At 44.1% G+C, this 25,390-nt stretch carries 24 protein-coding genes; 9 read left to right on the forward strand and 15 right to left on the reverse strand.

What is annotated here, in order from left to right:
* Nucleotides 1-260 precede the first annotated feature (260 nt).
* Nucleotides 261-3,428: a chitinase C-terminal domain-containing protein gene (locus AB4558_RS16525; RefSeq protein WP_372074780.1), complete on the reverse strand. Its 3,168-nt coding sequence runs from the start codon at nucleotides 3,426-3,428 to the stop codon at nucleotides 261-263.
* A gap of 476 nt (nucleotides 3,429-3,904) precedes the next feature.
* Here AB4558_RS16525 and AB4558_RS16530 point away from each other — a divergent pair, with 476 nt between their 5' ends.
* Nucleotides 3,905-5,491: a BCCT family transporter gene (locus AB4558_RS16530; protein ID WP_017062653.1), complete on the forward strand. Its 1,587-nt coding sequence runs from the start codon at nucleotides 3,905-3,907 to the stop codon at nucleotides 5,489-5,491.
* A 128-nt stretch (nucleotides 5,492-5,619) separates the two neighbouring features.
* On the opposite strand, the gene AB4558_RS16535 is transcribed toward AB4558_RS16530, so the two are convergent.
* Nucleotides 5,620-5,982, reverse strand: a complete 363-nt coding sequence (locus AB4558_RS16535; RefSeq protein ID WP_017062654.1) for a RidA family protein — start codon at nucleotides 5,980-5,982, stop codon at nucleotides 5,620-5,622.
* 281 nt (nucleotides 5,983-6,263) lie between these two features.
* Here AB4558_RS16535 and AB4558_RS16540 point away from each other — a divergent pair, with 281 nt between their 5' ends.
* Nucleotides 6,264-6,710 carry a DUF417 family protein gene (locus AB4558_RS16540; protein ID WP_017062655.1) on the forward strand — a complete coding sequence of 149 codons (447 nt, stop codon included), beginning with the start codon at nucleotides 6,264-6,266 and terminating at the stop codon, nucleotides 6,708-6,710.
* Nucleotides 6,711-6,825: 115 nt separating this feature from the next.
* On the opposite strand, the gene AB4558_RS16545 is transcribed toward AB4558_RS16540, so the two are convergent.
* From AB4558_RS16545 to AB4558_RS16570, 6 genes are all read right to left on the reverse strand, one after another.
* Nucleotides 6,826-7,344, reverse strand: a complete 519-nt coding sequence (locus AB4558_RS16545) for a GNAT family N-acetyltransferase (protein ID WP_171733053.1) — start codon at nucleotides 7,342-7,344, stop codon at nucleotides 6,826-6,828.
* A 69-nt stretch (nucleotides 7,345-7,413) separates the two neighbouring features.
* Nucleotides 7,414-7,878 carry an acyltransferase gene (locus AB4558_RS16550; protein ID WP_017062657.1) on the reverse strand — a complete coding sequence of 155 codons (465 nt, stop codon included), beginning with the start codon at nucleotides 7,876-7,878 and terminating at the stop codon, nucleotides 7,414-7,416.
* 100 nt (nucleotides 7,879-7,978) lie between these two features.
* Nucleotides 7,979-8,146, reverse strand: a complete 168-nt coding sequence (locus tag AB4558_RS16555; protein ID WP_372074778.1) for a hypothetical protein — start codon at nucleotides 8,144-8,146, stop codon at nucleotides 7,979-7,981.
* Between the two features lie 94 nt (nucleotides 8,147-8,240).
* Complete coding sequence (locus tag AB4558_RS16560; RefSeq protein ID WP_017062659.1) at nucleotides 8,241-8,597, reverse strand: hypothetical protein; 357 nt, start codon at nucleotides 8,595-8,597, stop codon at nucleotides 8,241-8,243.
* Nucleotides 8,598-8,810: 213 nt separating this feature from the next.
* Nucleotides 8,811-10,058, reverse strand: a complete 1,248-nt coding sequence (locus AB4558_RS16565) for a RidA family protein (protein WP_065583922.1) — start codon at nucleotides 10,056-10,058, stop codon at nucleotides 8,811-8,813.
* A gap of 569 nt (nucleotides 10,059-10,627) precedes the next feature.
* Complete coding sequence (locus tag AB4558_RS16570; protein WP_017081508.1) at nucleotides 10,628-11,512, reverse strand: AraC family transcriptional regulator; 885 nt, start codon at nucleotides 11,510-11,512, stop codon at nucleotides 10,628-10,630.
* 193 nt (nucleotides 11,513-11,705) lie between these two features.
* Between AB4558_RS16570 and AB4558_RS16575 the strand changes: the two genes are divergently transcribed.
* From AB4558_RS16575 to AB4558_RS16600, 6 genes are all read left to right on the forward strand, one after another.
* A complete protein-coding gene (locus AB4558_RS16575) occupies nucleotides 11,706-12,854 on the forward strand; it encodes an iron-containing alcohol dehydrogenase (RefSeq protein ID WP_102478478.1) in 1,149 nt (382 codons plus the stop codon).
* A gap of 234 nt (nucleotides 12,855-13,088) precedes the next feature.
* Nucleotides 13,089-13,835 (forward strand): amino acid ABC transporter ATP-binding protein, encoded by a 747-nt coding sequence (locus AB4558_RS16580; protein ID WP_372074775.1) that lies wholly within the window; start codon nucleotides 13,089-13,091, stop codon nucleotides 13,833-13,835.
* Nucleotides 13,835-14,632 (forward strand): amino acid ABC transporter permease, encoded by a 798-nt coding sequence (locus tag AB4558_RS16585; protein WP_009845515.1) that lies wholly within the window; start codon nucleotides 13,835-13,837, stop codon nucleotides 14,630-14,632. The genes AB4558_RS16580 and AB4558_RS16585 overlap by 1 nt, the downstream gene beginning before the upstream one ends.
* A gap of 12 nt (nucleotides 14,633-14,644) precedes the next feature.
* Nucleotides 14,645-15,454 (forward strand): transporter substrate-binding domain-containing protein, encoded by an 810-nt coding sequence (locus tag AB4558_RS16590; protein WP_017093706.1) that lies wholly within the window; start codon nucleotides 14,645-14,647, stop codon nucleotides 15,452-15,454.
* A gap of 177 nt (nucleotides 15,455-15,631) precedes the next feature.
* Nucleotides 15,632-16,555: an amino acid ABC transporter permease gene (locus tag AB4558_RS16595; protein ID WP_372074773.1), complete on the forward strand. Its 924-nt coding sequence runs from the start codon at nucleotides 15,632-15,634 to the stop codon at nucleotides 16,553-16,555.
* Nucleotides 16,556-16,773: 218 nt separating this feature from the next.
* On the forward strand, nucleotides 16,774-17,718 hold the full coding sequence (locus AB4558_RS16600) for an ADP-ribosylglycohydrolase family protein (RefSeq protein WP_372074771.1): 945 nt from the start codon (nucleotides 16,774-16,776) through the stop codon (nucleotides 17,716-17,718).
* A gap of 63 nt (nucleotides 17,719-17,781) precedes the next feature.
* Here the strand turns inward: AB4558_RS16600 and AB4558_RS16605 are convergent, their stop codons facing one another.
* Nucleotides 17,782-18,666, reverse strand: a complete 885-nt coding sequence (locus AB4558_RS16605) for a LysR family transcriptional regulator (RefSeq protein WP_372074769.1) — start codon at nucleotides 18,664-18,666, stop codon at nucleotides 17,782-17,784.
* 102 nt (nucleotides 18,667-18,768) lie between these two features.
* On the opposite strand from AB4558_RS16605, the gene AB4558_RS16610 reads away from it, so the two are divergent.
* The gene (locus tag AB4558_RS16610) at nucleotides 18,769-19,380 is read left to right on the forward strand and encodes a LysE family translocator (protein WP_372074767.1); all 612 of its coding nucleotides are present in this window, start codon (nucleotides 18,769-18,771) and stop codon (nucleotides 19,378-19,380) included.
* Between the two features lie 68 nt (nucleotides 19,381-19,448).
* Here AB4558_RS16610 and AB4558_RS16615 read toward each other — a convergent pair whose 3' ends face one another.
* From AB4558_RS16615 to AB4558_RS16640, 6 genes are all read right to left on the reverse strand, one after another.
* Complete coding sequence (locus AB4558_RS16615; RefSeq protein ID WP_102394537.1) at nucleotides 19,449-20,636, reverse strand: DUF1501 domain-containing protein; 1,188 nt, start codon at nucleotides 20,634-20,636, stop codon at nucleotides 19,449-19,451.
* Nucleotides 20,637-20,644: 8 nt separating this feature from the next.
* Entirely contained in the window at nucleotides 20,645-22,006 is a 1,362-nt protein-coding gene (locus tag AB4558_RS16620; protein WP_102320746.1) for a DUF1800 family protein, read from the reverse strand.
* Nucleotides 22,007-22,146: 140 nt separating this feature from the next.
* Nucleotides 22,147-22,599: a GNAT family N-acetyltransferase gene (locus tag AB4558_RS16625; RefSeq protein WP_372074764.1), complete on the reverse strand. Its 453-nt coding sequence runs from the start codon at nucleotides 22,597-22,599 to the stop codon at nucleotides 22,147-22,149.
* 46 nt (nucleotides 22,600-22,645) lie between these two features.
* Entirely contained in the window at nucleotides 22,646-23,068 is a 423-nt protein-coding gene (locus AB4558_RS16630) for an N-acetyltransferase (protein ID WP_017067098.1), read from the reverse strand.
* Between the two features lie 99 nt (nucleotides 23,069-23,167).
* Complete coding sequence (locus tag AB4558_RS16635; RefSeq protein WP_004731484.1) at nucleotides 23,168-23,506, reverse strand: zinc ribbon domain-containing protein YjdM; 339 nt, start codon at nucleotides 23,504-23,506, stop codon at nucleotides 23,168-23,170.
* Between the two features lie 178 nt (nucleotides 23,507-23,684).
* A complete protein-coding gene (locus AB4558_RS16640; RefSeq protein ID WP_004731486.1) occupies nucleotides 23,685-24,848 on the reverse strand; it encodes a threonine/serine exporter family protein in 1,164 nt (387 codons plus the stop codon).
* Nucleotides 24,849-25,390 lie beyond the last annotated feature (542 nt).

Below are 25,390 nucleotides of genomic sequence, written 5' to 3' on the forward strand. Positions count from 1 at the left end.
CTTTCTAATTTTAGGTAACGCTATTTTTTGTTATAGGCAGAGTGTTTTATATCATACTTATCTTTTTTACTGAACGAGTGTCGATATTCTGAGAGGTTTCTATACGCAATCTGTGACTTATAGCAAAAACGCCGAACTGGATTCAGTTCGGCGTTTTAATTTTACGCTTCAGTCATGTATTTAAATCAAACTAAGGTATTGATAAATAAACTTAAAATCATTCTCATTCGTTATCTATGAATACATAATCTAGCGTTAGATTAAGAACAAACCTGAGTCCAGCTACCATCACTGCCCGGTTCAGAACTTGTCCACCAGTTTGCTTGGTAAATACTGCCGTTGTGAACCACTTGGTCACCTGTGTTTGCATGGCTTGGATTACCTGCCCAATCTTTCTGAGGTAAGTCTGGGTAAACCGCTAAACCTGCCGTATCACATGTACCTGGATTGGTGCCACCATCGCCAGGGTTACCGCCACCTGAACTGATATCACCTAATGGTAGATCTGGCTGCTCGAAGCTAAAGGCATAATCGACACCATTCACGCTTACTGCATAGTTAGCAGGGCCCGAGATTGGCAAGTAATACACCATATCTAGCTCATACACACCACCAGCTGGAAGCTCTTCCCATGTAGGCAACGTAAACGCCACTCGGTGCATGGTGCCATCTAACCCACCAATGTTATCCGCACGAGTATGACCCGAAGCAATCACAGTTAAACCACCACCCGATTGATCTTTCGCATTATCAGGTGCTGACACTGGGATATCAAACTGGAACTCGGTACCACCCGGAAGTGCTTGACCGGTGTTGTTTGTAAACGTGATCTTAGGATTGATTGGATAGTTTTGGTCACCGACTTTGAAGCCACCAACTGACACCGTAATATCTAACGCTTCTGTCGGGATAGCACCCGTCGCTACTTTGTTTCCATATGGTGTTGCAGACTTAAACTTATCGTAGATAGCTTTCGTCATGGTGTTACCCATGTGGAACTCACCGTTACCGCTGTTACACGCTTGCTCAGTCGTATCGATAGAGCTTCGGTTGCCATTCGCATCGAGAACATAACAGTTATAATCCCCTGCTAGTTCCCAGAACATAATGCCGCCGATCTCTTTGTCGATAACGTAGTCCGCTTTCACGTCGATAGACTGTTTATCTTCTGTTGAAAGGAATACGCCCTTCTCTGCGTTCCACAACCAAGGGGCAACCGCCACACTGTCGTAGTTTCTCGTGTAAGTGCCCGTTAGAACATCTGAAGGATCATTCACAGGATCAAGCTTGTAAGCTTCAGCGTAAGAGCCCCAAATACCCTTCTCTAGGTTCTTCGCGTGCCACATAGGGTTAGAACCCGCGCCCATTTCGTTACCTTTTGGATCGGTATCGTGCCACATGTTGTCGATACCAATAGCGCCATGGCCACAGTTGTTTTTCTCGCCTTCACCCGTACCCGCTGAACATTCAGATTGGTTTGGCAGTGCTGCTCGGCCCCAAAGACCATTCTCACCACCCGTTACGCCTTGCCAACCACGAGTGTAGTAAGGCACACCGATGTTAATACGGCCTGCTGGCATAGAACCACGGAAGTAATGGTAAGCCCAATCCGTGTTCAGATAACCAATACCACCGTAAGCCGCCGTGTCGTATACGTTCCACTGCGCTAGCTCTGAATCTTTACCCGTATCAAACAAGGCTGCGTTATGACCTACGTGATCGTTCCACGCACCGTGAAGGTCGTAAGACATGATGTTTACGTAATCGAGGTACTTGGTTACATCGAATGTTTCCATACCGCGTAATAGGTAACCAGAAGAAGGCGCTGCGATCGTTAACATGTAGTGATTGCCATCTTGCGCAGACGCCGCATCGAGCTTCTCACGTAGCACTTTCATCAACACTTGGTACGACGCCCACAGGTATTGACGACGCGGCTCCATGAAGTCTTTGTCGTATGGGTTACCTGCGCCAGCCATAGAAGTTGGGTATTCGTAATCGATATCTAGACCATCGAACTGGTACTTACGCAGCATTTCGACCGCTGAAGTCGCGAATGTTTCGATACCTTGATGGTTGATAGAACCATCAGCATTGGTCGTCATGGTGTAGAAACCACCATCAGCCACGCGGCTGCCATCAGTCGCGAAGTGACCACCTGTTTCAGCCCAACCACCGATTGAGATTAACGTTTTCACGCCGTGTTTTTTCTTCGCTGTCGCTAATGCACCGAAGTGACCTTTGAAGCCTAATGCCGGATCAACTTCCACACCCGGCCACTCTTTACCAACCGCTGCGTTATTTGGATCGTTTACATCACCGACGTTTACTTTGCCATCTGAACCGATGCTCACGAAAGCGTAGTTAATGTGTGTGAGTTGTTCCCAAGGAATATCATTTACTAGGTAAGCAGCTTGTGGGTCATCCCCTGCACGCCAACTTGTGAAGTAACCAATGACACGACGGGGATGGTCTGCGCCCATTTTCTCACGGCCTTCATCATCGTAAATTGTACAGTAAGGAACATCGACACCTTGAGTTTGATATAAGCCATCAGGGCGACATGTGCTCACTGTTGGAGCGCCGTTCACGGTCAAAGATGCCAACGCAGAATCTGCAGTCGCACCTTGGTCGTCTGTTGCTTTCGCGTAAACTGCTAAAGAACCCGCTTGAGTTGTTGTGTAATCTAACGTGTAAGGGCTCGTTGCAGCAGTGCCCACAAGAGCACCCGCTACGTAGAAATCAACCTTATCAACCGTGCCATCGCTATCTGCTGCCGTTGCTGTCAGTGTGATTAAACCACCAACATCAACAGATGTCACTGAAAGTGCAACTGAAACTGTCGGTGCTTCATTCCCTGGTTGTGCTGAATCAACAGAAACAGAAACCGCACTTGCAACACTTGCTGCGCCTTCATTATCCGTTGCAACAACAGAAACCTGATGATTACCCGACGTTGCAGCCCAAGTCGCTTCGAAAGGTGCCGCTGTGACTACCGCAACAGATGCGCCATCAACAAAGAACTCAACCGAAGCCACACTGCCATCAGAATCTAGTGCTGTTGCATTCAATACAACATTATCGCCTTCAGTAATCACGTCAGAAGCAGAGGGTGCCGTTAATGAAGCCGTTGGTACTTCATTTGGCGTACCGCCACCTCCGCCACCACTACACACATCAATCTTTTTCCATTGTGCATAGTCACCCTCAAATTGGCTCGGGTTGTTATTTTGATTCCAGTAATTCGCTGAGTACGCGCTGCCGTCATGTGAAACCTGATCACCACCGGTGTACACCGTGGCGGAATCCCACGCTTCTAACGTTGAACAATCCACAGCCGCGTAGCTGTTGAACGCCATTAAGCATGACGCGGTGAGAGTACTGAGTGTAAAAACTTTCTTGGCCACTCTTCCTTGGTTTAGGTGCATGTTAGCTGTCCCTTAAGTTATTGTTTCAAGATGCTTAATTTAAGTGTCATATTTCTCATCACTTAAATCTCTTCGCAAAACAACTGTAGGTAACAGTGCCAATTTAACACCTAAAATATTCGATATTTATAAAATGACTCGCATTAATTTGTTTATAGCATGCAATGAGTCGACACTTATTTTGCACGAACAACTAATATTAAATTTATTTCGGTACGCTAAAAAATATCGCCTAATTCGTATCCTTAATTACAAAACTCTATTCATATCTGCTTTATTTGTTCGTTCTGAAATTTCGTTTTAAAACTAACCAAAAGGGATTGATTTCGCCGTAGAACTGATTTCTTTTCTAAATTTGCCCACTTTTTCTTAACAATTGTGGTAGTATCGCGGATTTTTTTGACGAACCTCACATTTCCAATGCAAGTGTGGGAGAAATACATAGGCTCGAAAGAGCCAAATATAGCGAAGAAATAATGTCCAACTTGACGCAAGTCGCCAACGAAAACATCAACGCAGAATCTACTTCTATCGATTTCAATAAAGCTCAATCTTTGGGTGAAAAACTGGAACTCGGAAACCCAGTCTTTTGGCTTAGTGGCAGTTTTTTAACCCTCTTTGTCATCCTAGCCTTCACCAACACCTCCGTGTTGTCCGAACTTGTAAACATCGGCTTTAGTTATTCAACTAAGTGGTTCGGTGCTTTCTGGCAAGTCCTACTACTTCTCAACTTCATTATCGGTTTAGTGCTTGCACTAGGTCGCACCGGCCACGTTCGCTTAGGAACGCTTGCCCTACCTGAAATGACCACCTTTAAATGGATGTCTATCGTCCTATGTACGCTGCTAGCCGGCGGTGGTGTGTTCTGGGCAGCCGCAGAGCCTATCGCTCACTTTGTTTCAGCTCCGCCACTGTATGGCAACGCAGATCCTCAAGCGATGGCGTTCAATGCTCTATCACAATCTTTCATGCACTGGGGTTTCCTTGCATGGGCAATCTTAGGTGGTTTGTCTTCCATCGTGTTAATGCACTTGCATTACGACAAAGGCCTTCCTCTTAAGCCTCGCACTCTGCTTTACCCAGTACTTGGCGACAAAGCGATTAACAGTTGGGTTGGTAACGTTGTCGACGCATGCAGCATCGTGGCTGTAGCCGCAGGTACTATCGGCCCTATCGGCTTCCTTGGCCTACAAATCAGCTACGCACTGAGCGAACTGTTTGGCATTTCAGACAGCTTTGCAACTCAAAGTGTTGTTATTATCTTTGCTATCGCAATGTACACGCTTTCTGCTTTGAGCGGCGTGAACAAAGGTATCCAACTGGTAAGCCGTTACAACATCATCTTGTCTGTGTGTCTAATCGGCTACATCCTTCTTGTTGGCCCAACGAGCTTCATCGTTGATGGCTACCTGCAAGGTATGGGCGAAATGGTTGATAACTTCATCCCAATGGCGCTATACCGCCAAGATACAGCATGGCTAGGTGGCTGGACTGTGTTCTTCTGGGGTTGGTTCTTAGGTTATGGCCCAATGATGGCGATCTTCATTGCTCGTATCTCACGTGGCCGTACTATTCGCCAAATGATCGTTTCTATTAGCATCGTTGCACCGCTTGTAACGTGTTTCTGGTTCAGCATCGTTGGTGGTAGTGGTCTAGCGTTTGAATTAGAGAACCCAGGTGTGATTTCTAGTGCGTTCGAAGGCTTCAACCTTCCTGCTGTGCTACTGGCCATTACCGCTCAACTGCCGTTCCCGACTTTGATTGCAATTCTGTTCCTGATCCTGACGACCACGTTCATCGTGACAACAGGTGACTCAATGACTTACACAATCAGTGTGGTAATGACGGGTACGACAGAGCCAAACGCAGCGGTACGTACCTTCTGGGGTATCATCATGGGTGCGGTAGCGATCACACTTATCTCGATGGGTTCAGGCGGCATCTCCGCTCTACAGTCGTTCATTGTAATCACAGCGGTTCCGGTATCGTTTATCTTGCTCCCGTGTCTATGGCACGCGCCGAAGATCGCGAAGCAGATGGCAAGAGATCAAGGTATCGCTTAATACCTGACCCGATTTAGTTTCGGGTAGCGTAGAACACTAAAAAGCCACTCAAGTGATTCACCTGAGTGGCTTTGTTTTATCTGTTCGTTACTTCTATCTACGAAGCTTATTTCAATCGATAGTTCGGCTTATTGAAACTTTTCACCCGCAGCAACCATAAACGACATCTCAACCAGTAGCTCAGGATTAGCAAGTTCTGCTTTCACGCATGCACGGCTTGGCGCGCAGCCTTCAGGGAACCACGCTTCCCAAACTTCATTGAGTGCATCAAAGTTAGCGAAATCCGTGAGATAAATAGTCACTGACAATACGCGAGATTTGTCGCTGTCTACCAAACTCATCATTTCTTCGGCTTGTTCGAAGATTTGCTGAACCTGACTCTTAATTCCTGCTGTTGTATCCGTCTCTGCCACTTCCACAAAGCTTGCAATACCGTTAAAAACAGTTACATCAGACCAACGTTTGGTCGGGTTAATTCTATGAATTTTCACTGGTTATACTCTTCTTATAATTAGGGTGAACATCAGCGTAATCTAATCCAAATCATGAATATTGAAAACAAAAATTAGAAAGCTCGCGTTACCTTTTGAACAGCACTATCGCCTACCCATTGCTTTGGTTCTCAACATCACTAGCCTTTGAGTTCCTATCGAGACAATAAGTCGCTACCTATTAAGTTTTTAGATAAATATATTAATTATTATTCTCAATGCGAAATTTAATCTGAGCTATTGCGGTCATATTCAGGGAGTTTATTAAAATGAGTACTTTTATGCATGTTCAAACCTATGATTTAAAACAGAGTAATGTGGGATATAACCTAGGCGTGATTGGCGTAGCGTTGGTGTTAGCTTGGATTGGTATTTACAAGTTTACGCCAACCGAAGCAATGCTTATCGAGCCTTTAATCGCAAACCATCCTGCAATGAACTGGCTTTACAATCTGTTCTCAGTACAAGCTGTGTCTAACATGGTGGGTGGCGCGGAGATCATCGTCGCGATTGGATTGATCGTTGGATTTAAGAAGCCGACAGTAGCTTTCTACTCAGGCATTGCTGCATCGGCTATCTTTGTTGTGACACTTAGCTTCCTGGTTACAACGCCAAACGCTTGGAAAGTATCGGATGGCATCTTAGTCACTAACTTCTTCCTAGTGAAAGATATCCTGTTTTTGGCTATCGCGATTAGCGTAATCGAACATAACAAACCTCAGAAGTAACCGTAAATCTAGAAGTGGCCAAACCTAGAAGTAACCTTAAACCTTTAAATAAAAAGACTCGAAGCTGGCTAGAAGGACGCTGCCTGCTTCTAATGTATAAGGCACTGATAGTCACCTAGTCAGCTAAAACCTTACGATAATAATTAGCATCTTGATGTTCTCCTTTAAACACCGCGTAGCTCTCAACATACTCGACCAATTCAAAACCGGTATTGGATAAGATTTTGTTGGAACCGATATTGCCCACTAACGCATAGGCATCAACATATTTAAGGTTGGTCTGTTCCTCCAAATAGAGTAGAAACTGCTTTACTGCGTTAGACGCAATGCCTTTTGAAGCGAAGGAACGACCTACTCGATACCCTAGCTCTCCACTATGGGCGATCTGGTCGATATCGCGGATGTTGATTCTTCCACAGACAGTGCCATTGGCATCTTTGATCAACATAGGAATCATCTCACCATTCTCGTATTCAGTTAGAAAGCTGGTGATTTGCTCGGTCACACCTGCATTTGAATAGAAGCTATCACCCCTAACTGGAATAAATTGCTCAAACCACTCTCGATTTTCGACCTCAAAATCCAAAAGCGCACTCGCGTCATTCGGTTGAAGTAAGTGTAAAAATACATCCATGACAAATACTCTAATGTTTCCCTAAAAAGCCGCACCTTATGATTCATGAACCACGGCTTATTAATACGGTTACGGTAAACCTCTCAATTTCTTGGCTGGGTTACCTGCGTAGATACCTTTTTCGGTGATGTCTTTCGTTACCACACTGCCCGCGCCGATTACTGCACCTTCGCAAATGCTGACAGACAGAACCGTAGCGTTAGAACCGATCGTGACGTTGTCAGCTATCAAGGTACGCCCCCAACTTTCAGGATTAGGATCTGGCTTGCCCTCTTTGAATAAGTCGTTGGCAAACATGACTCCGTGACCAACAAAGCAGTCACTTCCAATGGTCACATACTCACAGATAAAGGTGTGAGATTGAATCTTGCTTCTCGCACCTATCACGGTGTTCTTTTGAATCTCAACAAAGGGGCCAACGAACACATCATCTTTAAGCTCACAGCCATAAACGTTACTTGGCTCGATGATAGTGACATTCTCGCCACAGGTAATATCAGTAATCTGTGACTTTAATACTCTTGGACTTGCCATACTTCACTTCCTCTCGACATTAGCGTCACAATTCAACCTAAGAGATTGTGCCGTAGCCATTAAAGTGCAGCAAATAGATATGTTGAGAGTTGGCAATGGATCAGAAATTCTGCATAAATTGAAACAGTCCTACCAGCACAACTGACAACAGCACCCCACCGATAAAACTTGGGGCGTGGAATGGCTGAGCTTTAGATCTAACGTACTCTTTTTGAAGGTCTTCTTGGTAAGTTTTAACGGCGAGTTCTTTTATGTAGTTATTTTGCATAATAAGCTCCTTCTTAATCAGTAAGAGAAGCTTAAGACTTGAAGTTAGGTTGAGGTAAAGCAAAAAATCAGATTAATTAAACACTTTATTTTTGTTACTCGAGGATTACCCTGAACACATCGTTATTCACGCCGCCAACATCTACTAACTCTCCCGGTTTCATTAGAAGCGAGGTGTTAAGCTGTCGTGTTGAACGTGGCTCTTTTGTTTCTCGAATCACTAACATATCGACAAAATAGCCAGAGTCTTTCTTTGATATTGAGCCCGAAAACGTAACGCTTTCAACCCTATCGGCAAGGACTGAATTGAATGTTTTATCCTCTAAAACACCTGCGGCGATGGATGTATCACCATAAAATAGCGTGATGGTTGTTGGGTCGGGTACCAACTCTTGATTGGACGAACACCCTATTAGGGTAAGGCATAGCAGTAAAATGGCTCGAAATTGCATAAACTGGTTTTCTTTATTACGTTAAGCGTCCGTTTTTCATATTAAAACACTTCAACCTTATAAATACCATGTTTACGGGATAAGCTTAGGTGTGTCACTTCGATGGACTTGAGTAATGAAGTGAACGGATCAGATCTCGGCCTGTTGAGTTTGCTCCCTATTTGGAAGCTAAACCGAGATCTGATCGATATTATCGAGAAGGGTTCAATTGATTTATGCAACAACGTCTTGTGGAGGTGTCCCTTCACAGTTAGAAACGACAGCATCAATTTGTACTAAAGCATTCATTGGGATTTCTGAAACCCCTACTACCGTTCTTGCAGGCAGCTCAGCATTAAAGAATGTGGTGTAGACTTCGTTTACCACATCAATATCTGAAATATCCTTAAGTTGAATATTAATTTTCACCGTATCGTCCATGCTATGGTCAACGCTTTCAATTATCGCCTTAATATTGTTTAAACATTGTTCCGCTTGTTCTTTTACCCCGCCAGCAACGATTTCATTTGTTTTCGGATCTAAAGGTAATTGGGCTGAAATATGATTGTAGTGAGAGAAAGCAACAGTATGCGAATAAGGCATGAATGGTGCAGAAACAGTATTATTGGTTTCAATAACCAGTAAGCGAGTGTCTTCTGGTAATTGCGGCGGTGTACCGTCGCCATGTGAAATGGATGTATCAATTTGAATTAAAGCACCCATTGGTAATTCAGCTGCGTTAACAACAGTACGAGCAGGAACGTAGCTTGGGAAGAATTTAGCACATACTTCATTTACCACTTCCGCATCTGCGATATTTTTTAGGTAGATAGTCGTTTTAACCACATCATTCATGACATGTCCGATGCTTTCTAAAATAGCTTTAATGTTTGATAGACATTGTGCTGTTTGCGCTTCGATACCACCATCAACCAACTCACCTGTGGCTACATCTATAGGCAACTGAGCTGAAAGATTGTTGTAGTGAGAAAAGGCAGCAGTCTGCGTGGACACAGTACTTTGAGGTGCATTATCCGTATTTCTTGATACCTTAATTAGAGCGCAAGGTGCTTGTGGTTTAGTGCCTTCACCGTTAGAAATGAGAGCATCCATTTGAACCAGCGCATCGCTGTTTGTCAGTGCAGCGACACCCACGACTGTGCGTGTTGGCAGACTGTTGTGGAAGAAGCTTTTGTAAACTTCATCAATAGCATCGATATCAGAAATATTCTTAACGAAAACATGAATCTTCACGACATCATCCATAACATGGTCGATGCTTTCAACAATCGCTTTAATATTATTCAAACATTGTGCTGCTTGATCTTTAATATCACCGATGACTATTTCACCCGTTTTAGGGTCAATCGGAAGTTGAGCAGAAAAGTTATTATAATGAGAAAAAGCGACCGTTTGTGTAGATACAGAATTAATTGGTGCGTTTTCAGTGTTTCTTGAAATTTTAATGATATCGCTACTCATCGGTATTATCCTTTTAATAAAATAGGTATACGTATTTATATTTAACAATCGTATTTGAAAGAATGATTAAAGTAGCGCCATGTTAAGTGAATTATTTTAGGGTAAACGTGATATCCATCAGACTCTCAGTTGACTATAAATCAGCAAGTTACAGAATAATTAGTCATCAAACGACTAATTATCCGTCGTACTAGGCTTTATCAACTGCTAAATTATCTTTAATTTTAAGTCTATTCAATAATCCTGAATACTCTCTCTGATAGTACGGTGAGTAATTCCAGAATTTTAGATAATATTTGATAGGTTGTTCACACTAAAACTTCGTTAATAGCTAAGTTAGTGAGTTTCTCCCCTATACCTGTGCATAAACTCTTAGGCTATTTAATTAATTATTTTCGAGAGCTTATTTTATATAAGTACGTTAATAATATATTCGAGAATCAAATACCTACAATCTGACAATGCCTATGATTAGATACATTTACTCATATAATTCAACAAATATGAGCAATCGTCACCATAGCTTTTGGCATTATAGCTCTCAACACATAGTTTCGTTGAAAGAAGAACTAAACCGCTCTTGGAGTAGTATTGAAGTGGCGCTTAAATTCGCGGCTAAATTGAGATGGGCTGGAGTAACCGACTCGACGTGCAGCATCACTAATACGAAGGCCTTCTAGTTGAATCAGCTCTTTGGCTTTATTAAGTCTAACCTTTTTCAAGTATTGAAGAGGTGATTCAAAGGTGACATTACGGAATGCATTGTGGAAGGCAGACACGCTCATGTTGGCTTCGTCAGCAAGCGATTGAACGGTGATGGTTTGGTCGTACTCTTCATGCACTTTAGACAGCGCTTTGGCAACACGTGCGTAATGGCCATCATGATGAGCTAAATCAAACAGCACACGCCCTTCTGAACCGGTTAATGCGCGGTAGACAATCTCCGTTACCATGGCATCGCCCAATATGTTGGCCTCAATGTCGCAATGCAGCGTTTTCACCAATCGGGTAAAGCTCTCTAGCATTTGCTCTTCCATTGGCGTCGATTCTAAGCCACTCGAGTTCTGTTTGTGCTTGTTGCAGTAGCTCTCTAAGAAGCCTTGATCTTCGAGCTTTTTGACTAAGCTATGCAAGCGTTGAGAATCAATGCTAATCGACAAGCCAAGCAATGGTTCACCATTAACAGGCAAGGCTTCGCACTCTAACGGCATTGGCACACCTACCACAAGGTAATCACCAGCCGCGTAAGTAACGGGTCTGTCGCCAATATAGATGTTCTTTTTACCCTGCCCTAGCATGATAATACCCGACTGGTAAGTGAATGGCTGACGCTGATTACCGCCACTGCTTCTATACAACCACACACCGCCAATTTCAGTTTCTCTGATCCCTTCGAGATCATCCCAACCTTTGTGTTCTACATAAGACTGTAACAACTGCGCGAGTGTTTTCATAAGTGGCGACTTTCCATTCCAAGTGCTAAGAGTAAGTAAGCTAAAGCAGAGGAAGAATATCAAGTTTGTAGAAATAGGCAATTTATTTGGAGGAACAGCTCTTCATTGACCTAGATTACTGTACTAATATGCAAATATAGAAATTAAGCAATCAGATAAAATAACAAATTGAGCTTTACACAAGGAATCTCTAATGCAATTTACTTATGTTAACCCTACAGTCATCCACTTCGGCCAAGGCCAAATCAACGCTATCAGCCAAGCGGTTGATACTTCAAAGAAAGTACTTGTCATCTACGGTGGCGGTTCAATCAAAAGCAATGGTGTTTACGACCAAGTAGTCGCATCTCTTAAAGATCACGCTTGGATTGAGTTTTCTGGTGTTGAAGCAAACCCAACCAAAGAGACGCTAGATAAAGCCGTCGCTCTTGTTAAAGAAGAAAACGTAGAATTCATTATCGCTGTTGGCGGTGGTTCGGTAATCGATGGTTCTAAGTATGTTGCTGCAGCGGCTAAATACGACGGTGACGGTTGGGACATCCTAGCGGGCAAACACCAAGTAACAGAAGCGACGCCAATCGGCGCAGTGCTGACGCTTCCTGCTACAGGGTCTGAATCTAACATGGGTGCAGTAATCACTCGTAAAGCAACTCAAGAAAAACTGGCATTCATGAACCCTGCGGTGCAGCCTAAGTTTGCAGTAATGGACCCAGATGTAATGAAGTCTCTGCCTGAACGCCAACTAGTTAATGGTTTAGTTGATGCTTGGGTACACGTATGTGAGCAATACATCACAATGCCAACAGACGCGATGGTTCAAGACGGTTATGCAGAAACTCTGCTGAAAAACCTACTTGTACTGGGTAAGCAATACGACGAGCGTGACAACGACGCATGGCGTGCCAACCTAATGTGGACAGCAAACCAAGCGCTTAACGGCCTGATTGGTACGGGTGTTCCTCAAGATTGGGCAACACACATGATTGGCCACGAGTTCACAGCACTATGGCACGTAGACCACGCACGCTCACTTGCGATTGTTCAACCTTCACTACTTCGTAACCAAATCGAAGCGAAGCGTGGCAAGCTTGAGCAAATGGGTCGTAACGTATTTGGCCTAGAAGCGGGTGCTGATTTAGCCGAGCGCACAATCGCGGCAATCGAAGCGTTCTACCACAGCCTAGACGTTGCAACTATGTTCGACGGCTACGAAACAAACAAAGAAACAGCGATCGACAATGTTGTCGCTCAACTTGAATCACATGGCTACCTGCAACTTGGCGAAAACCAAGCAATCACGCCAGAGAAGACTCGTGAAATTCTAGAGTCTGCGATTCAATAGCGTTCAAAATTAGAGCAAGGAAAACAAGGTTCTAAGGAAAATCGTCATAATCTAAAAATTTATGCCGTGAAACTGAACCAAATTCTTTGCCCTTGCGTATATCCTCAAGCAGCGCCCAAATCAGGCGCTGCTTTTTATTTGCCCTACAAGATGCTATTAAATTCTCATAAGTCCCTAATTTTATGTGCAATCATATTTCTATATTGTTAAGGTAAACCTGTCTCTTTACTAGGTATGAACAACGATTTGAACAATCTCAAGGAAATGGTTAAGTTTAAGTCACTTAACAAGTGGTATGGTGATTTTCATGCCCTAAAGGATATCGATTTAAATATTGAACAAGGAGAGATAGTGGTGATTTGCGGGCCGTCAGGTTCGGGTAAATCAACCTTGATCCGTTGTATCAATCAGATAGAACCTTTCGAGAGTGGCGAGCTTTCTGTGTTAGATCAAGCACTTCCGAGCAAATTCAACACCCCAGGCCAAGTTGGGATGGTGTTTCAGCACTTTCATTTATTCCCCCATCTTACTGTGCTTGAGAACTTAACTTTGTCCCCAATTCGTACGCTTAAAAAAAGTAAACACGAAGCCGAGAAGCTTGCAATGCACTATCTTGAGCGTGTACACATCGCAGAACAAGCCAACAAATACCCAGTGCAACTCTCTGGCGGTCAGCAACAACGCGTGGCTATCGCCCGTTCTCTATGTATGAAGCCGGAATTACTCTTGTTCGACGAACCAACTTCAGCGCTTGATCCGGAGATGATCAACGAAGTGCTCGATGTAATGGTTGAACTGGCGAGTGAAGGTATCACCATGGTGTGTGTGACCCATGAAATGGGCTTTGCGAAACAAGTGGCCGACCGTGTTATCTTCATGGATGAAGGACAAATTGTGGAATCGAATACGCCACAAGCGCTCTTTGAAAACCCTCAACATGAACGTACTCAAGCGTTCCTAAATCAGATCCTGACTTATTGATGTTGATTCGAATTATTAAACCCGCCCTATCCGCTTTGGTACAGATTGTTGTACTGGTGGCTGCTGTTGTTTGGATTCTCGATTCTGGTGCACAAACCATGGGATACAGCTGGCAATGGGAGCGCGTGCCAGACTATATTGCTTTCTATGAAGATGGCGAATGGTGGCCTGCTGAATTAGTTGAAGGGCTACTGGTTACCATCAATATCTCTCTGATTTCTTTGGTCGCGACGCTGATTATTGGTTTAACGACAGCGCTATTGAGAAACTCAAATTCTGTGGTTGGACGTACCCTAGCCACCAGCTATGTTGAGTTGATTCGTAATACGCCGTTATTAGTACAAATTTATTTGCTCTATTTTGTATTTGGCCCCGTATTAGGGCTGGATCGCTTTAGCACTGCCGTTTTAGCCTTGGCACTTTTCCAAGGTGCTTACACCGCCGAGATATTCCGTGCCGGTTTAAATGGTATTGCGAGAGGACAATTTGAAGCAGCTCAATCCTTGGGATTATCAAAGACCTATACTTACTGGGATGTGATTCTTCCTCAGGTGGTGCAACGCACCTTGCCACCTTTGACCAATGAAGTGATCTCTCTAATTAAAAACTCTTCGATTGTGAGTGTCATGGCTATTTTCGACCTGACAACCGAAGCCAGAAACATTGTTTCTGAAACCGCGATGCCATTCGAGATTTGGTTCTCTGTGGCGATCATTTATCTTGCTCTTACACTTTCACTTTCTGCCGTTGCTGCTTGGCTTGAGCATAAGCTCGGAGCTAACTGGCGAACACAATAAGGATTTATCAGCATGAAGCTATTTAAAACCGCGATTACAGCCCTACTTGCGCTTGCCGTAAGTTTGCCTGCACTTGCTTCTGAAACGCCTAACCTCGATAAAATCAACGAACGTGGCTCACTGCGCGTTGGTATGTCGACATTTGTTCCTTGGGCGATGCGTAACAAACAAGGCGATCTCGTTGGCTTTGAAATCGACGTGGCGAAACGCCTTGCCGAAGATTCAGGTTGGAAAGTCGAATTTGTACCTACGGCATGGGACGGCATTATCCCTTCTCTATTATCGAAGAAGTTTGATGTGATCATCGGCGGTATGTCTATTACTGAAGCGCGAGCTAAAAGCGTACTGTTCACTGAACCATACTCGCACTCTGGTGTTCAACTGGCTGCTAATAAAGAGCTAGCGGAAGGTTTTACTCAGATCTCTGATTTTGATTCTCGTCGCGTGAAAATTGCTGCTCGTCGTGGTGCGTTCACAGTTCAAGTGGCTCGTGAAACCTTCCCTAAAGCGAAAGTTCTACAGTTCGATGACGATGCTCAAGCATTCCAAGAAGTGTTAAACGGCAACGCGCACGCGGTTATCGCGTCTAGCCCGAAACCAGAACACGAAGCGATCAAAAACGCAGACACGCTATTTATTCCATTTGAAGAGCGTCTATCCAAAGGTAACGAAGCATTTGCAGTTCGCCTGGGTGAAACTGACAAGGCAGAGTTCTTCAACGAATGGATCAAAGCACGTACTGAAGACGGTTGGTTGAAAGAGCGTTACGAGTACTGGTTCTCTACTTTAGATTGGCAAGACCAGATTGCTCAAGGTCAGTAATCTGAAGTTGAGCTCACTTTTTAATATGAGCTAATCTGTCGAATCTAAATCAAGGCAGTGCACTGTTTGCACTGCCTTCTCATCGACGATTTAAGTAGCCTTTTTAAGTCGCTTTATTTGATTCGTCTTAGATCCAAGCAACAACCCAATAATAATTAATGTTTAAACAGGAATGACGTGAGTAGTACTAGCGCATTAACAACACCTAAGCCCAACGTTCATATGAAGCCTTGGTATCAACGCCTTACTCTTTTAGATGGTGTGTTACTCGCTGTCATTTGTGTGTTTGCAGGCTGGCTTTATTATCGCTCTGCTGTTGGTATTAACTACCAGTGGCGCTGGGAAGATGCGTTTACCCTGATTTTTATTCCGCCATCCGAAGGTAACGTCCCGTACTTTTTCCAAGGCTTGATCGCCACACTGCGCTTGAGTGTCTGGAGCATGGTGTTAGCACTCTCTTTTGGCACATTACTTGGTGTCGCAAGGCACTCCAAAATCGCTTTCTTCAGAACGCCTGCACTGATTTTTATCCAGTTGGTTCGAAATATTCCGCCACTGGTGTTTGTCTTCATCTTCTATTTCTTCGTTTCTAACCAACTGATTCCATTACTTGGTTTAGAAAGTATCTTACGTGAACATAATGGCGAGATTAACGCTGTTCAAGGTTTTCTGTTCGGCCCAGCTAACCTTTGGGAAAACTTAGCATCTGGTGTTATTTGTATTGGTTTGCTCTCTTCGGCTTATATTGCGGAAGTGATTCGAGCGGGTTTAGAAGGTATTCCTAAAGGCCAATGGGAAGCCGCCGATTCACTTGGCTTGTCTGCATTGTCTAAGTATCGATTTGTGGTTGGACCGCAAGTATTAACGGCCATCACACCTCCATTGGCTGGCCAAGCGATCTCCTTGGTTAAAGACACGTCGATTGTGTCTCTGATTTCTATCCAAGAGATGACGTTTGTTGGTACTGAAATGGCAAACTCTTCAGGTTTGATCTTTGAGATCTGGCTCATTGTTGGCTTCGTATATTTTGCTTTGTGCTTTGCGCTTTCACGTCTTTTCAAAGTGATTGAGCAGCGCTCTAGTGTTTACCTTAACCGCTAGTGTCATTGTTTATTTAGACGTGTATTCAAGCGTCTGTTAGATGTCAACATAGCCACCTAAGTCATAATATTCATCCACTTACCCTGATTGGTTTAACTCATTGACCAATCAGGATTAATTGCTTGAAAACTCTCTACTGAAACACAGCAAACCCATCATTTAGTCACTATACTTGAAGTATCAAATTCCATTGGATCTTCTCAAGGACTTCACTCAGCATGGACAATCATAAAGAAAGAGCTTTTTACGCCGTTGTTGGCGCATTGGTTGGAGACGCCGCTTCCATGGGGCTGCATTGGTTGTATGACCAAGAGAGGATCTTGCACGTGGCGGGTTTTGAACCAGAATTTCGCTCACCAAACCAGTTCGATTATCAAGACAAAGGCTACTTCGCCCACCAAGGTAAAACCGCTGGCGACCAATCACAATACGGTGCTCAGTTATTGGCGATGGTCGATAGCCTAGCCGATAATCAACACTACGACGAAGCGAGTTACATTAAGCACTTCCGTTTCTGGTTTGATTTTGGTGGCAGTTGGCAAGGTTACATTGATAAAGCGACTCGTATGAGCTTGCTGAACATACATAAACTAGAGCTAACAGAAGCTCCAATCACAGCCTGTGGCGCTGATGACACCCAGCTACCTGCTGTTTCAAAGCTAATTCCTTTAGTGGCGTGTACTTACACCTCTCACACCTTACCGGCAATGGTAGAGAGTGCGGTACGAGTGACCAACAACAACGACAAAGCCGTGGAATGGGCACAAGCCATCACCTTATTGGTTCAAGCGGCAATTCAAGGCAACTCTCCACTGCAATCGGTAGAAATGGTGCGACAAACTTGTAGCAAGTTCATACACGATCAAATCGACGAAGCACTGGCTGATCCTGAGCTTTCGATTACAGATGCCGCGAATAAGTTTGGATTGCATTGTGAACTGAGTGCCGCGTTCCCCTTGCTGATTCGCATCATTGCAGGTGCTCAGAGTTATCAACAAGGCATTCGCGACAACATCTTATGTGGTGGTGACAGCTGCGGTCGTGCGATTGTAATTGGCGCGGTATTAGCGGCGTGTTTCTACGAAGGAGATGGCGAAATTCCAACCGAATGGCTAAAACAAGTCGAACTCAATGGTGGCGTGCTGTCTTTGCCTATTGAGTGATTTCCACAACAACGAACTAGAGCCTGACATAAGACAAGCACACTTCTAGGTCGGATGTCGTTCCTATAAAGTTGGAACACACTGTGACAACTCATTCTTTAGCCAAACCACAAACGGGCTTTCTGGTTCATCTTGCTTGTCATCTTGTGTGAGCAATATGTACTGATGACCGGAAGGCACAAAGCCGAACGGTGCGATTAAGTTGCCTCTATTCAAATCATCAACCACCAATGGATAAGAGCCAAGAGCCGCTCCTAACCCATCAACGGCCGCTTGAAAGCAAAAATAGAAGTGTGCAAAGGTTTGGTTTGAAATAGCTTGCGGCACCATTCGGCTATCAAATTCACTATCTTTGGTGATGGATGCCCAGTGGCTCCAAGCGTTTGGTCGCGTGCTGCTGTGCAGTAATTTTACATCGGCTAACTTGTCTTTGACCTGTTGCCAGTAACCCGGGGAACACACAGGGCCAACCCACTCTTCAACTAACGGAATCTGTTTATAATGCTCGATTACGTTGAAGTCGTCTCGGCGAATGGCCATATCTAATCCAGTTGCGCCTAATGTCACAGGTCCACCTGCGGTAGACAATCGGACATCAATTCCGGATTCGTTATAGAAATCACCGAGTCGAGGCATTAACCAACGCATGGTCAATGTGGGTTCGCATGAAACCTCCAACGCGTGATGATTCAGCTGATTAAGCTTGTGGACTCCAGTTTCCAAGGCTTGGAACGCTTGCTCTGTGTAACCTTTGAGTAATTCCCCCTCTTTGGTGAGACACACATTCCTGCCCTGTTTATAGAACAAGGCGTGAGATAAGTGATTTTCCAATACCTTGATCTGCTTACTCACTGCGCCATGTGTGATATTGAGTTTATCCGCCGCATCACTGTAACTGCTCGAATGCGCTGCTATGTGGAAAATATGAAATGCTTTCAAATGTCTCATGTGTGATTTTTTCTCACAGATAGATGGAGTTCATTTCGATTATAGTCAGCAATAAAAAACCATACAATACTCGCTCATCAAATATAAAGAGTTGGAGTCATTATGGAGTGGTTAAGCCTAGCAGTATTGGGACTATTGATTGTTATTAGTCCAGGAGCTGATTTCGTTTTAGTTTTGAAAAACAGTGTCAATCAAGGAAGACAAGCAGGGATTTGGACTGCAATAGGTGTGAGTTTAGCGATTTGTGTTCACATCAGTTATTCAATGCTTGGGATCAGTTACTTAATCTCACAGAATGAGCAGCTGTTTGACATGATCAGATACACAGGTGCAGCCTACCTTATTTATCTAGGGCTAAAAGGTATCTTGAGTGCAGACAACAAGCTTGCACCTATCGAAGATACAAAGCAAAGCACCAGTGTTTGGCGCTATTTAGCCCAAGGCTTTTTATGTAACGTGCTCAACCCAAAAACCATGTTGTTCTTCTTGAGCATCTTCAGCCAAATCATCTCACCTGATGCAGAAAACCAGCATGTCGCACTCGGCTATGGGCTTTACATGATCGTTCTTCACGGCTTGTGGTTTGGGATTGTCGCTATGCTGTTTACTTCGAGTACATTGCAAAAGCATCTATTGAGAGCAAAGAAAAGGCTTAATCAAGCGTGTGGATTTGGCTTAGTGACGTTCGGAGCACTGTTGGCAATTAAATCGTAAACAAGCGAGTCAGAAATAGAATGCGATTCAAACGACTGAATCGCATCTAACAGGGTCTTGGTAAATCTCTAAACAAGATTCATCGGTCTAATATCGGCACTATCAGGGAAGATAATGTTGAGTTGTTTCACTTCTACCGATAAATGTTGGTAGAGCACGCCCTTGATAACCGAGCGCATATCAGTCGTTGGATTAAGGTCTCGGCCCTCATATAGCTGGCTTTGGCTCAAGCCCGGCCAATTGGCAATAACCTTACCCCCCACTCCTTTCAACGATGGCAGCGCACCACCCGCAACAAACATGACGTTGCCAGTGCCGTGGTCGGTGCCTTTGGTGCCGTTTTCTTTTGCTGTTCGACCAAATTCACTGGCCGCGATGATCACTGTCTTCTGCCAACGATCACCTAGTGAAGTCTTGAGAGCCGCTAACCCACCATCCAAAGTTTTAAGTTGATTACTCAACCGTCCATTTACGTTGCCTTGATTGGCGTGAGTGTCCCATCCACCCAATTCTAACGCTGCGATGTTTGGTCCGTTATCAGCCGATAATATGTCGCCTGTTTTACCCATCAATGATTTAAACTGTTTGCCGACACCTTGGTCTCCCACCAGTTGATCTATCTTCATGACACTTTCAAAGTTTGAAGACAGCATTTGGTCACTTTGAAACAACTCTTCCAGCAATTCCGTTTGTTTATCACGTGTTTTTAAGCGGTTTGGGTACCAACTTGCAACGGTCGATTCGCCCTGCATGATGAGTGGTAAGCCCGAATCAATCGCTATTCCATCGTATTTTTCTGAGCTCAACGTGAGTAAACGGTTAATCCACCCTACGGTGTTAAACGGGTCGGAAGTGCCATTCTCCAATATCTTCTGTCCATCAAAATGTGAGCGCTCGCGATAAGCGGTTGAACAAGCGTGTACAAAGCTGAGTTCGTTACTCTCATACCATTGATGGCATTGCTTTAGGGATGGGTGAAGCCCAAAGAAATCATCCAACTTCACTAGCTGTTCAGGTTTTAATCCGATGTTGGGTCTCAAATTAGAGTAATCCGGATCGGCATGCGGCACTACAACATTTAAACCATCCATCGCGCCACGCAGTGATACCCAAATGAAGATATTGTCTGAACCTGTTTTGGCAAAGCTTGGAAATGGCAGCATCGCACTGACGCCAACAGCCGCCGCAATACCCATGAACTGGCGGCGGTTAATACTATGTGGCGCTTTATTCTGAGAACAATCTGACTTTTTCATACCCACTCCTAACGATATTGAAACTGCGGACTTAGCCACAACAGGGAAAGTTGCATTGCAGCGCTGTCGGCTTTGTTCAATACAATTTGGGTGTGTTCATCAATAGCATCGCCATATAAACCCGCGATCACTTTATCCACTACCGCTTTCGGCTTAACTCCTGACGCTTTAGCCGATTTTATTGCAGCAGACGCAAGCCTATTCGCAACTTGCATACGTTGAGTCAACGCCGAAGGGCTATTGTAGTCTCTGTCTTGATCCGACCAGCCTGCAGGTGAACCCGGTTTAAAAGGAGGCTGCCCTAAATTGTTGAGTGCATTGAATGCCTGTTTCTCGTTTAAAGAAATATCGGCACTACGAAGAACGGCAAACAGCCACTCCTTCGGCGGTCTAAAACGATTAGGGTTAGGTTTACTCGCCTCAGCACTGTTCAATAACAAGCGATAAACAGGCAGTAAATTCCCCTCGCCTCTCAGATATTCAGCAACCATTTGCTCTGAGAGTTCTTTAGGTATGTCGCCAATGAAATGCTGGCACAGCTTACCAACCAAGTACGCAGCAGTGTCTTTGTGGGTCGCTAAGGTTTTTAAACACGACTCTCCTTGCGAGACGCCGGATTGAGAATAAGCCTTTCCAAGCAGTGTGATACTTCCTGGCTCATGCAGGTTATTAGCAAATCGAAACCCAGCATCAGGAGATTTGAATTTAATGCCCCAGCCTGAAATCGCTTTTGCTAAGGCAATGACGTCTTGCTGAGTGTAAGAACCGTCAACGCCAAGAGTGTGGAGTTCTAAGATCTCACGAGCGAGGTTCTCATTGAGCCCCTTATTACGGCGCTTTCCGACTTTTGAATTGGGACCAATCGAGAGTTGATTGTCGAGATACAGAAGCATCGCAGGATGTTTAGAAGAAGCCATCAGCATCTCGCCAAAGTTACCATTCCAATGCTGGCGAACCACATCGTTTTCAATGCTGGCGGCCAAGGGCATCAGTTTTCGATTATCGACCGAGATGGCGAAGTGATTGCTCCAAAACTGAATGATGCGCTCTTGAAAACCATAAGGAGTTTCAACACTTTGTAGGTGGCGAGCTTGAGCTTGTTGTCGATACTGCGTTCGAAGAAAAGACTGCGCTTCTTTCTTCGTGGCTTGCATCTGTTGTTCGTCACCCTTGGCCTTCATTCGTTGTACACGATTCTCTCCTACTTTAATCAGAGTAGATTCAGTACTCGGTAAGTCTTGTATAGCTTGGTGAACGAATGGCTTTTTATCCAACTGTTCTACAGGAGAATAATAGGTTGTTTGACCTAGTTTTGGCCCAAAGCCAAACCTTTGTTCACCCACGATTTTTGAAGTCGGGTAATAATTCATTGCACACTCCCTTACGCTCGATCTTTTCTAAGTGTAATCGCTTAGTCATCAAGCATAGGGAGCTTTACAAGGTTTTACGTTAGATAAGTGTCAGGTGCCTATCAAGTTACCGACACGGTGTGATCATTTTGAATGAGTGTCTATTTACGCCACATATAGACAAACTGCTCGTTCTGAGAGGTGATTTCAAAGCCAAACCTCAAGTACAACTCCCCAACTCGATTACCTTTTAGGTAACAAAGTTCGACGGGTTTATTGAGGCTGTCAGCCTTAGTTAAGCAATCTTTCAGTACTTGGCTACCAATGCCCTTACCATGATATTCAGGCAGCAAGAAAAATCGGCAAAAGTAGAAGTGGTCACCTTTATCTTGCAGCAACACACTGCCAATCGCTTTGCCCTGATACTCAATGATTTCAGGCCTTTCCTCTGCCCACTCTTCGGCGTGTATGTCTCGTTGAATTTGGTCATCCCAGCCAAAAACAGCCTTGATTGGCTCATATTCAGCCGCCTTTTTTAGCTCGAACAGAAATTCATAATCTGATGACTGAGCAGCTCTTGTTGAATGCGAAAGAGCAGCTTTAACCATGTCCATATGATGTTGATTCCTGTTACTTTTCTACCGGGTTTAGTTATCAAGCTTAAGATAAGTGCATGGTGTATTCTTGATGTCCTGTGTGCTCATCAGTTTGTTCGCTCACAATAGAGAAACCTTGAGACAAGTAGAACTCAATGGTCGCTTGGTTCTCTTTATACACATTCAAAGACAGATTCGGGCATTCAAGCTTCGCGTGTTGGATAAGTTGCTTACCAACACCACAGCCTTGATGCTGTGGGCTCACAAATATCGCCGCTAAGATACCTTCATAAAGCGAATAAAAGCCACAAACCTCACCGTCTACTTGATACACGTAAGTTATTGATGCAGGAATGTATATGTCGCGCATATTACCTACTTGAGACTCCCAGAACTCAGGAGCCACAAAGTCATGCGCCTTGATCGAGGCGGTTAACCAAATATCTAAAACGACCTCAATATCAGCTGGGTTGTACTCTCTAATCATCTTAATTCTCTAAAATTATTGCGTTTTAATATGCGAATCAGTATGTCGAGAAGCGACTTAAACTTATTGAAGATTTACGACAATTATTTGAAACAATGGTTACTGCTTCTTAACGTACTTCGCCGTAACCAGCATTTCACCGCCACCATCCAGCTTGCAATCTAGTTGGTGATCTTTGCCTTCATTGATGCGTCGAATCACAGCTTTAGTACCAATTTTCAATACGCTAGAACTGCCTTTAATTTTTAGATCTTTAATGAAGGTAACTTTATCGCCACTTTCCAATACAACGCCATTTACGTCCTTAACACGCGCGGCTTCTCTTTCTAAACGCTCTTCTTCTGGATTCCACTCATAGGCACACTCAGGGCAGATTAGGTTGTTTTGGTCTGGGTAGACATATTCAGATTGGCATTGCGGGCAAGGAGGTAAAGACATACGTTAATACTTCATTTAAATAGAATTTGTTCCATTTTAATGGCTCTTGTCAGGCTTAGCGAGCATAAATCTAACAAGTTTTACGAAGAGTTAATTGTCTTAAAAAAGATCCGTACCTAAAACGAACAAACACAGCCGCTAAGCTGTGTTTGTTTAAAAACTTGAGAAGCGGAACGGTTTAACGTTCGACTTTTGGTGAGTAAATCGAGTAAGCGGTGATTTGCCCTGCCACGATTGCAGAGAACATGAATAACGCCGACAAACCAATACTCGGGATAGGCAGAATCGATTGTTCAAACACCGACTGGCTGGCACTCACTAATACTCGGCTACCCGGAACCAAGATGATGATCCCTTGCACGATATAAATAGAACCCGTGAGCTCCATCTTCTTGGCAATCCAAGTTCCGTACAAAGTAATAAGAACCGTCGTCACCCAAGTGCCGACAACCCAACCACTATCAAAACCTAGATAGAATGGGCCCCACATACCGAGAACGGCAACTGGCAAACCAAGTAAGATGTCTTTAGGGCGAGCATTGAACATCACACCGATAGACACAGAGATCAGCACCAAGCCAGATATGTGCATCCACATCGGTACCGCGTTGGTATAGTCGATGGAGACCGCTTGTCCCCATATCGCTTCACCGATGTTGAGCCCCATGATAATCCCGACAAACAGCTTAATCAGGGTTAAGGCGCTCTGCCCTAGCAAGCTGGTACCAGAAACCAAGTCATTAAACGCCAAACATTCTAATGCGTTAGCTATGGATAACCCGGGGACAAACAAGACAATCGAGGCGATACACAACGCCCACACCGGAATCGGCAACCCTGTACTCGCCAGAAACGCAACAAAGATACCCGTTAACAGTGCCGAGATGAATTCAACCGCGATAGCACGACGTGAATGAAGAACTTGCTGACATACCCAAACCATCAAACCCAATAAGGCAGAAAAGCCCACCGCTTCCAACGTGCTGCCCACCAGCATCAAATACGCTGGCGGAATTCCCATATTGGCAAGTGCCGTCACAAATTTTGAGTAACCGACAGGCTCTGGTACAGGCTCACTACTTGGCTGGTTAATACGAATGATCGTATTGGCCAACAAACTCAGGTTAATTGACGCAGGCTTTAGACGCTTAAGAATAACGGCGTTGTTATCGTCTGGAAATTGATAGTTAATCGCAGTTGGCGTAGCTTGGATCATCACATCAACACCATGCTTTTTTGCATAGAATTGAGTGTATTTCTCTAGCTTGTAAGGAGCACAGCCACTGCGGTGAAGAGTGTCACCAATTTCAACAATTTTGTTAATTCGGAACTGAGAAGGCATGGGTATTTTAGGGGAGACAAAATGTGCGGCAAATGTACCAAACGATAGACGGAATGACGAGACTTTTGCGTGAATTATCAACTGAACTCGTTACTTTTTTCTGCAAAGGCTTATAAGTGTCTATAACTCTACTCATTTGGGATTAGTTTACTGAATGTTTTGACAGGCTGATAAGTTAAATTTATGCATTCAGATTGTTATTATCGGATGCTAAAACACGAATAAAAATCAGTTTATGTTAACACTCCAAATTCCTTAATTTTCAGGAGATTTATGACAACCAAGCACCACTGAAACAGGTTTATAAATTAAGGCGGATTTATCGCAAAAAGCAACATGACATTTACTATTATTTCTCGCCCTCCTTTTTTAGAGATTTTAGTCACATTTTATTCACTCTGAAAACGCCGAACATGATGGAAAAACTAGCGGAGTGGTGGTTATGCGAGCACTTAGAATAAAAATGAAAGAAAAAGGTTTCGTTTTCAGTTAGATGTGGCATTATCAAACTCGTTAAGACGATGTGCGTGCATCGTATAATG

This window comes from Vibrio sp. 10N.222.51.C5, assembly GCF_041474575.1.
GTDB classification, from domain to species: Bacteria; Pseudomonadota; Gammaproteobacteria; order Enterobacterales; family Vibrionaceae; genus Vibrio; species Vibrio crassostreae_C.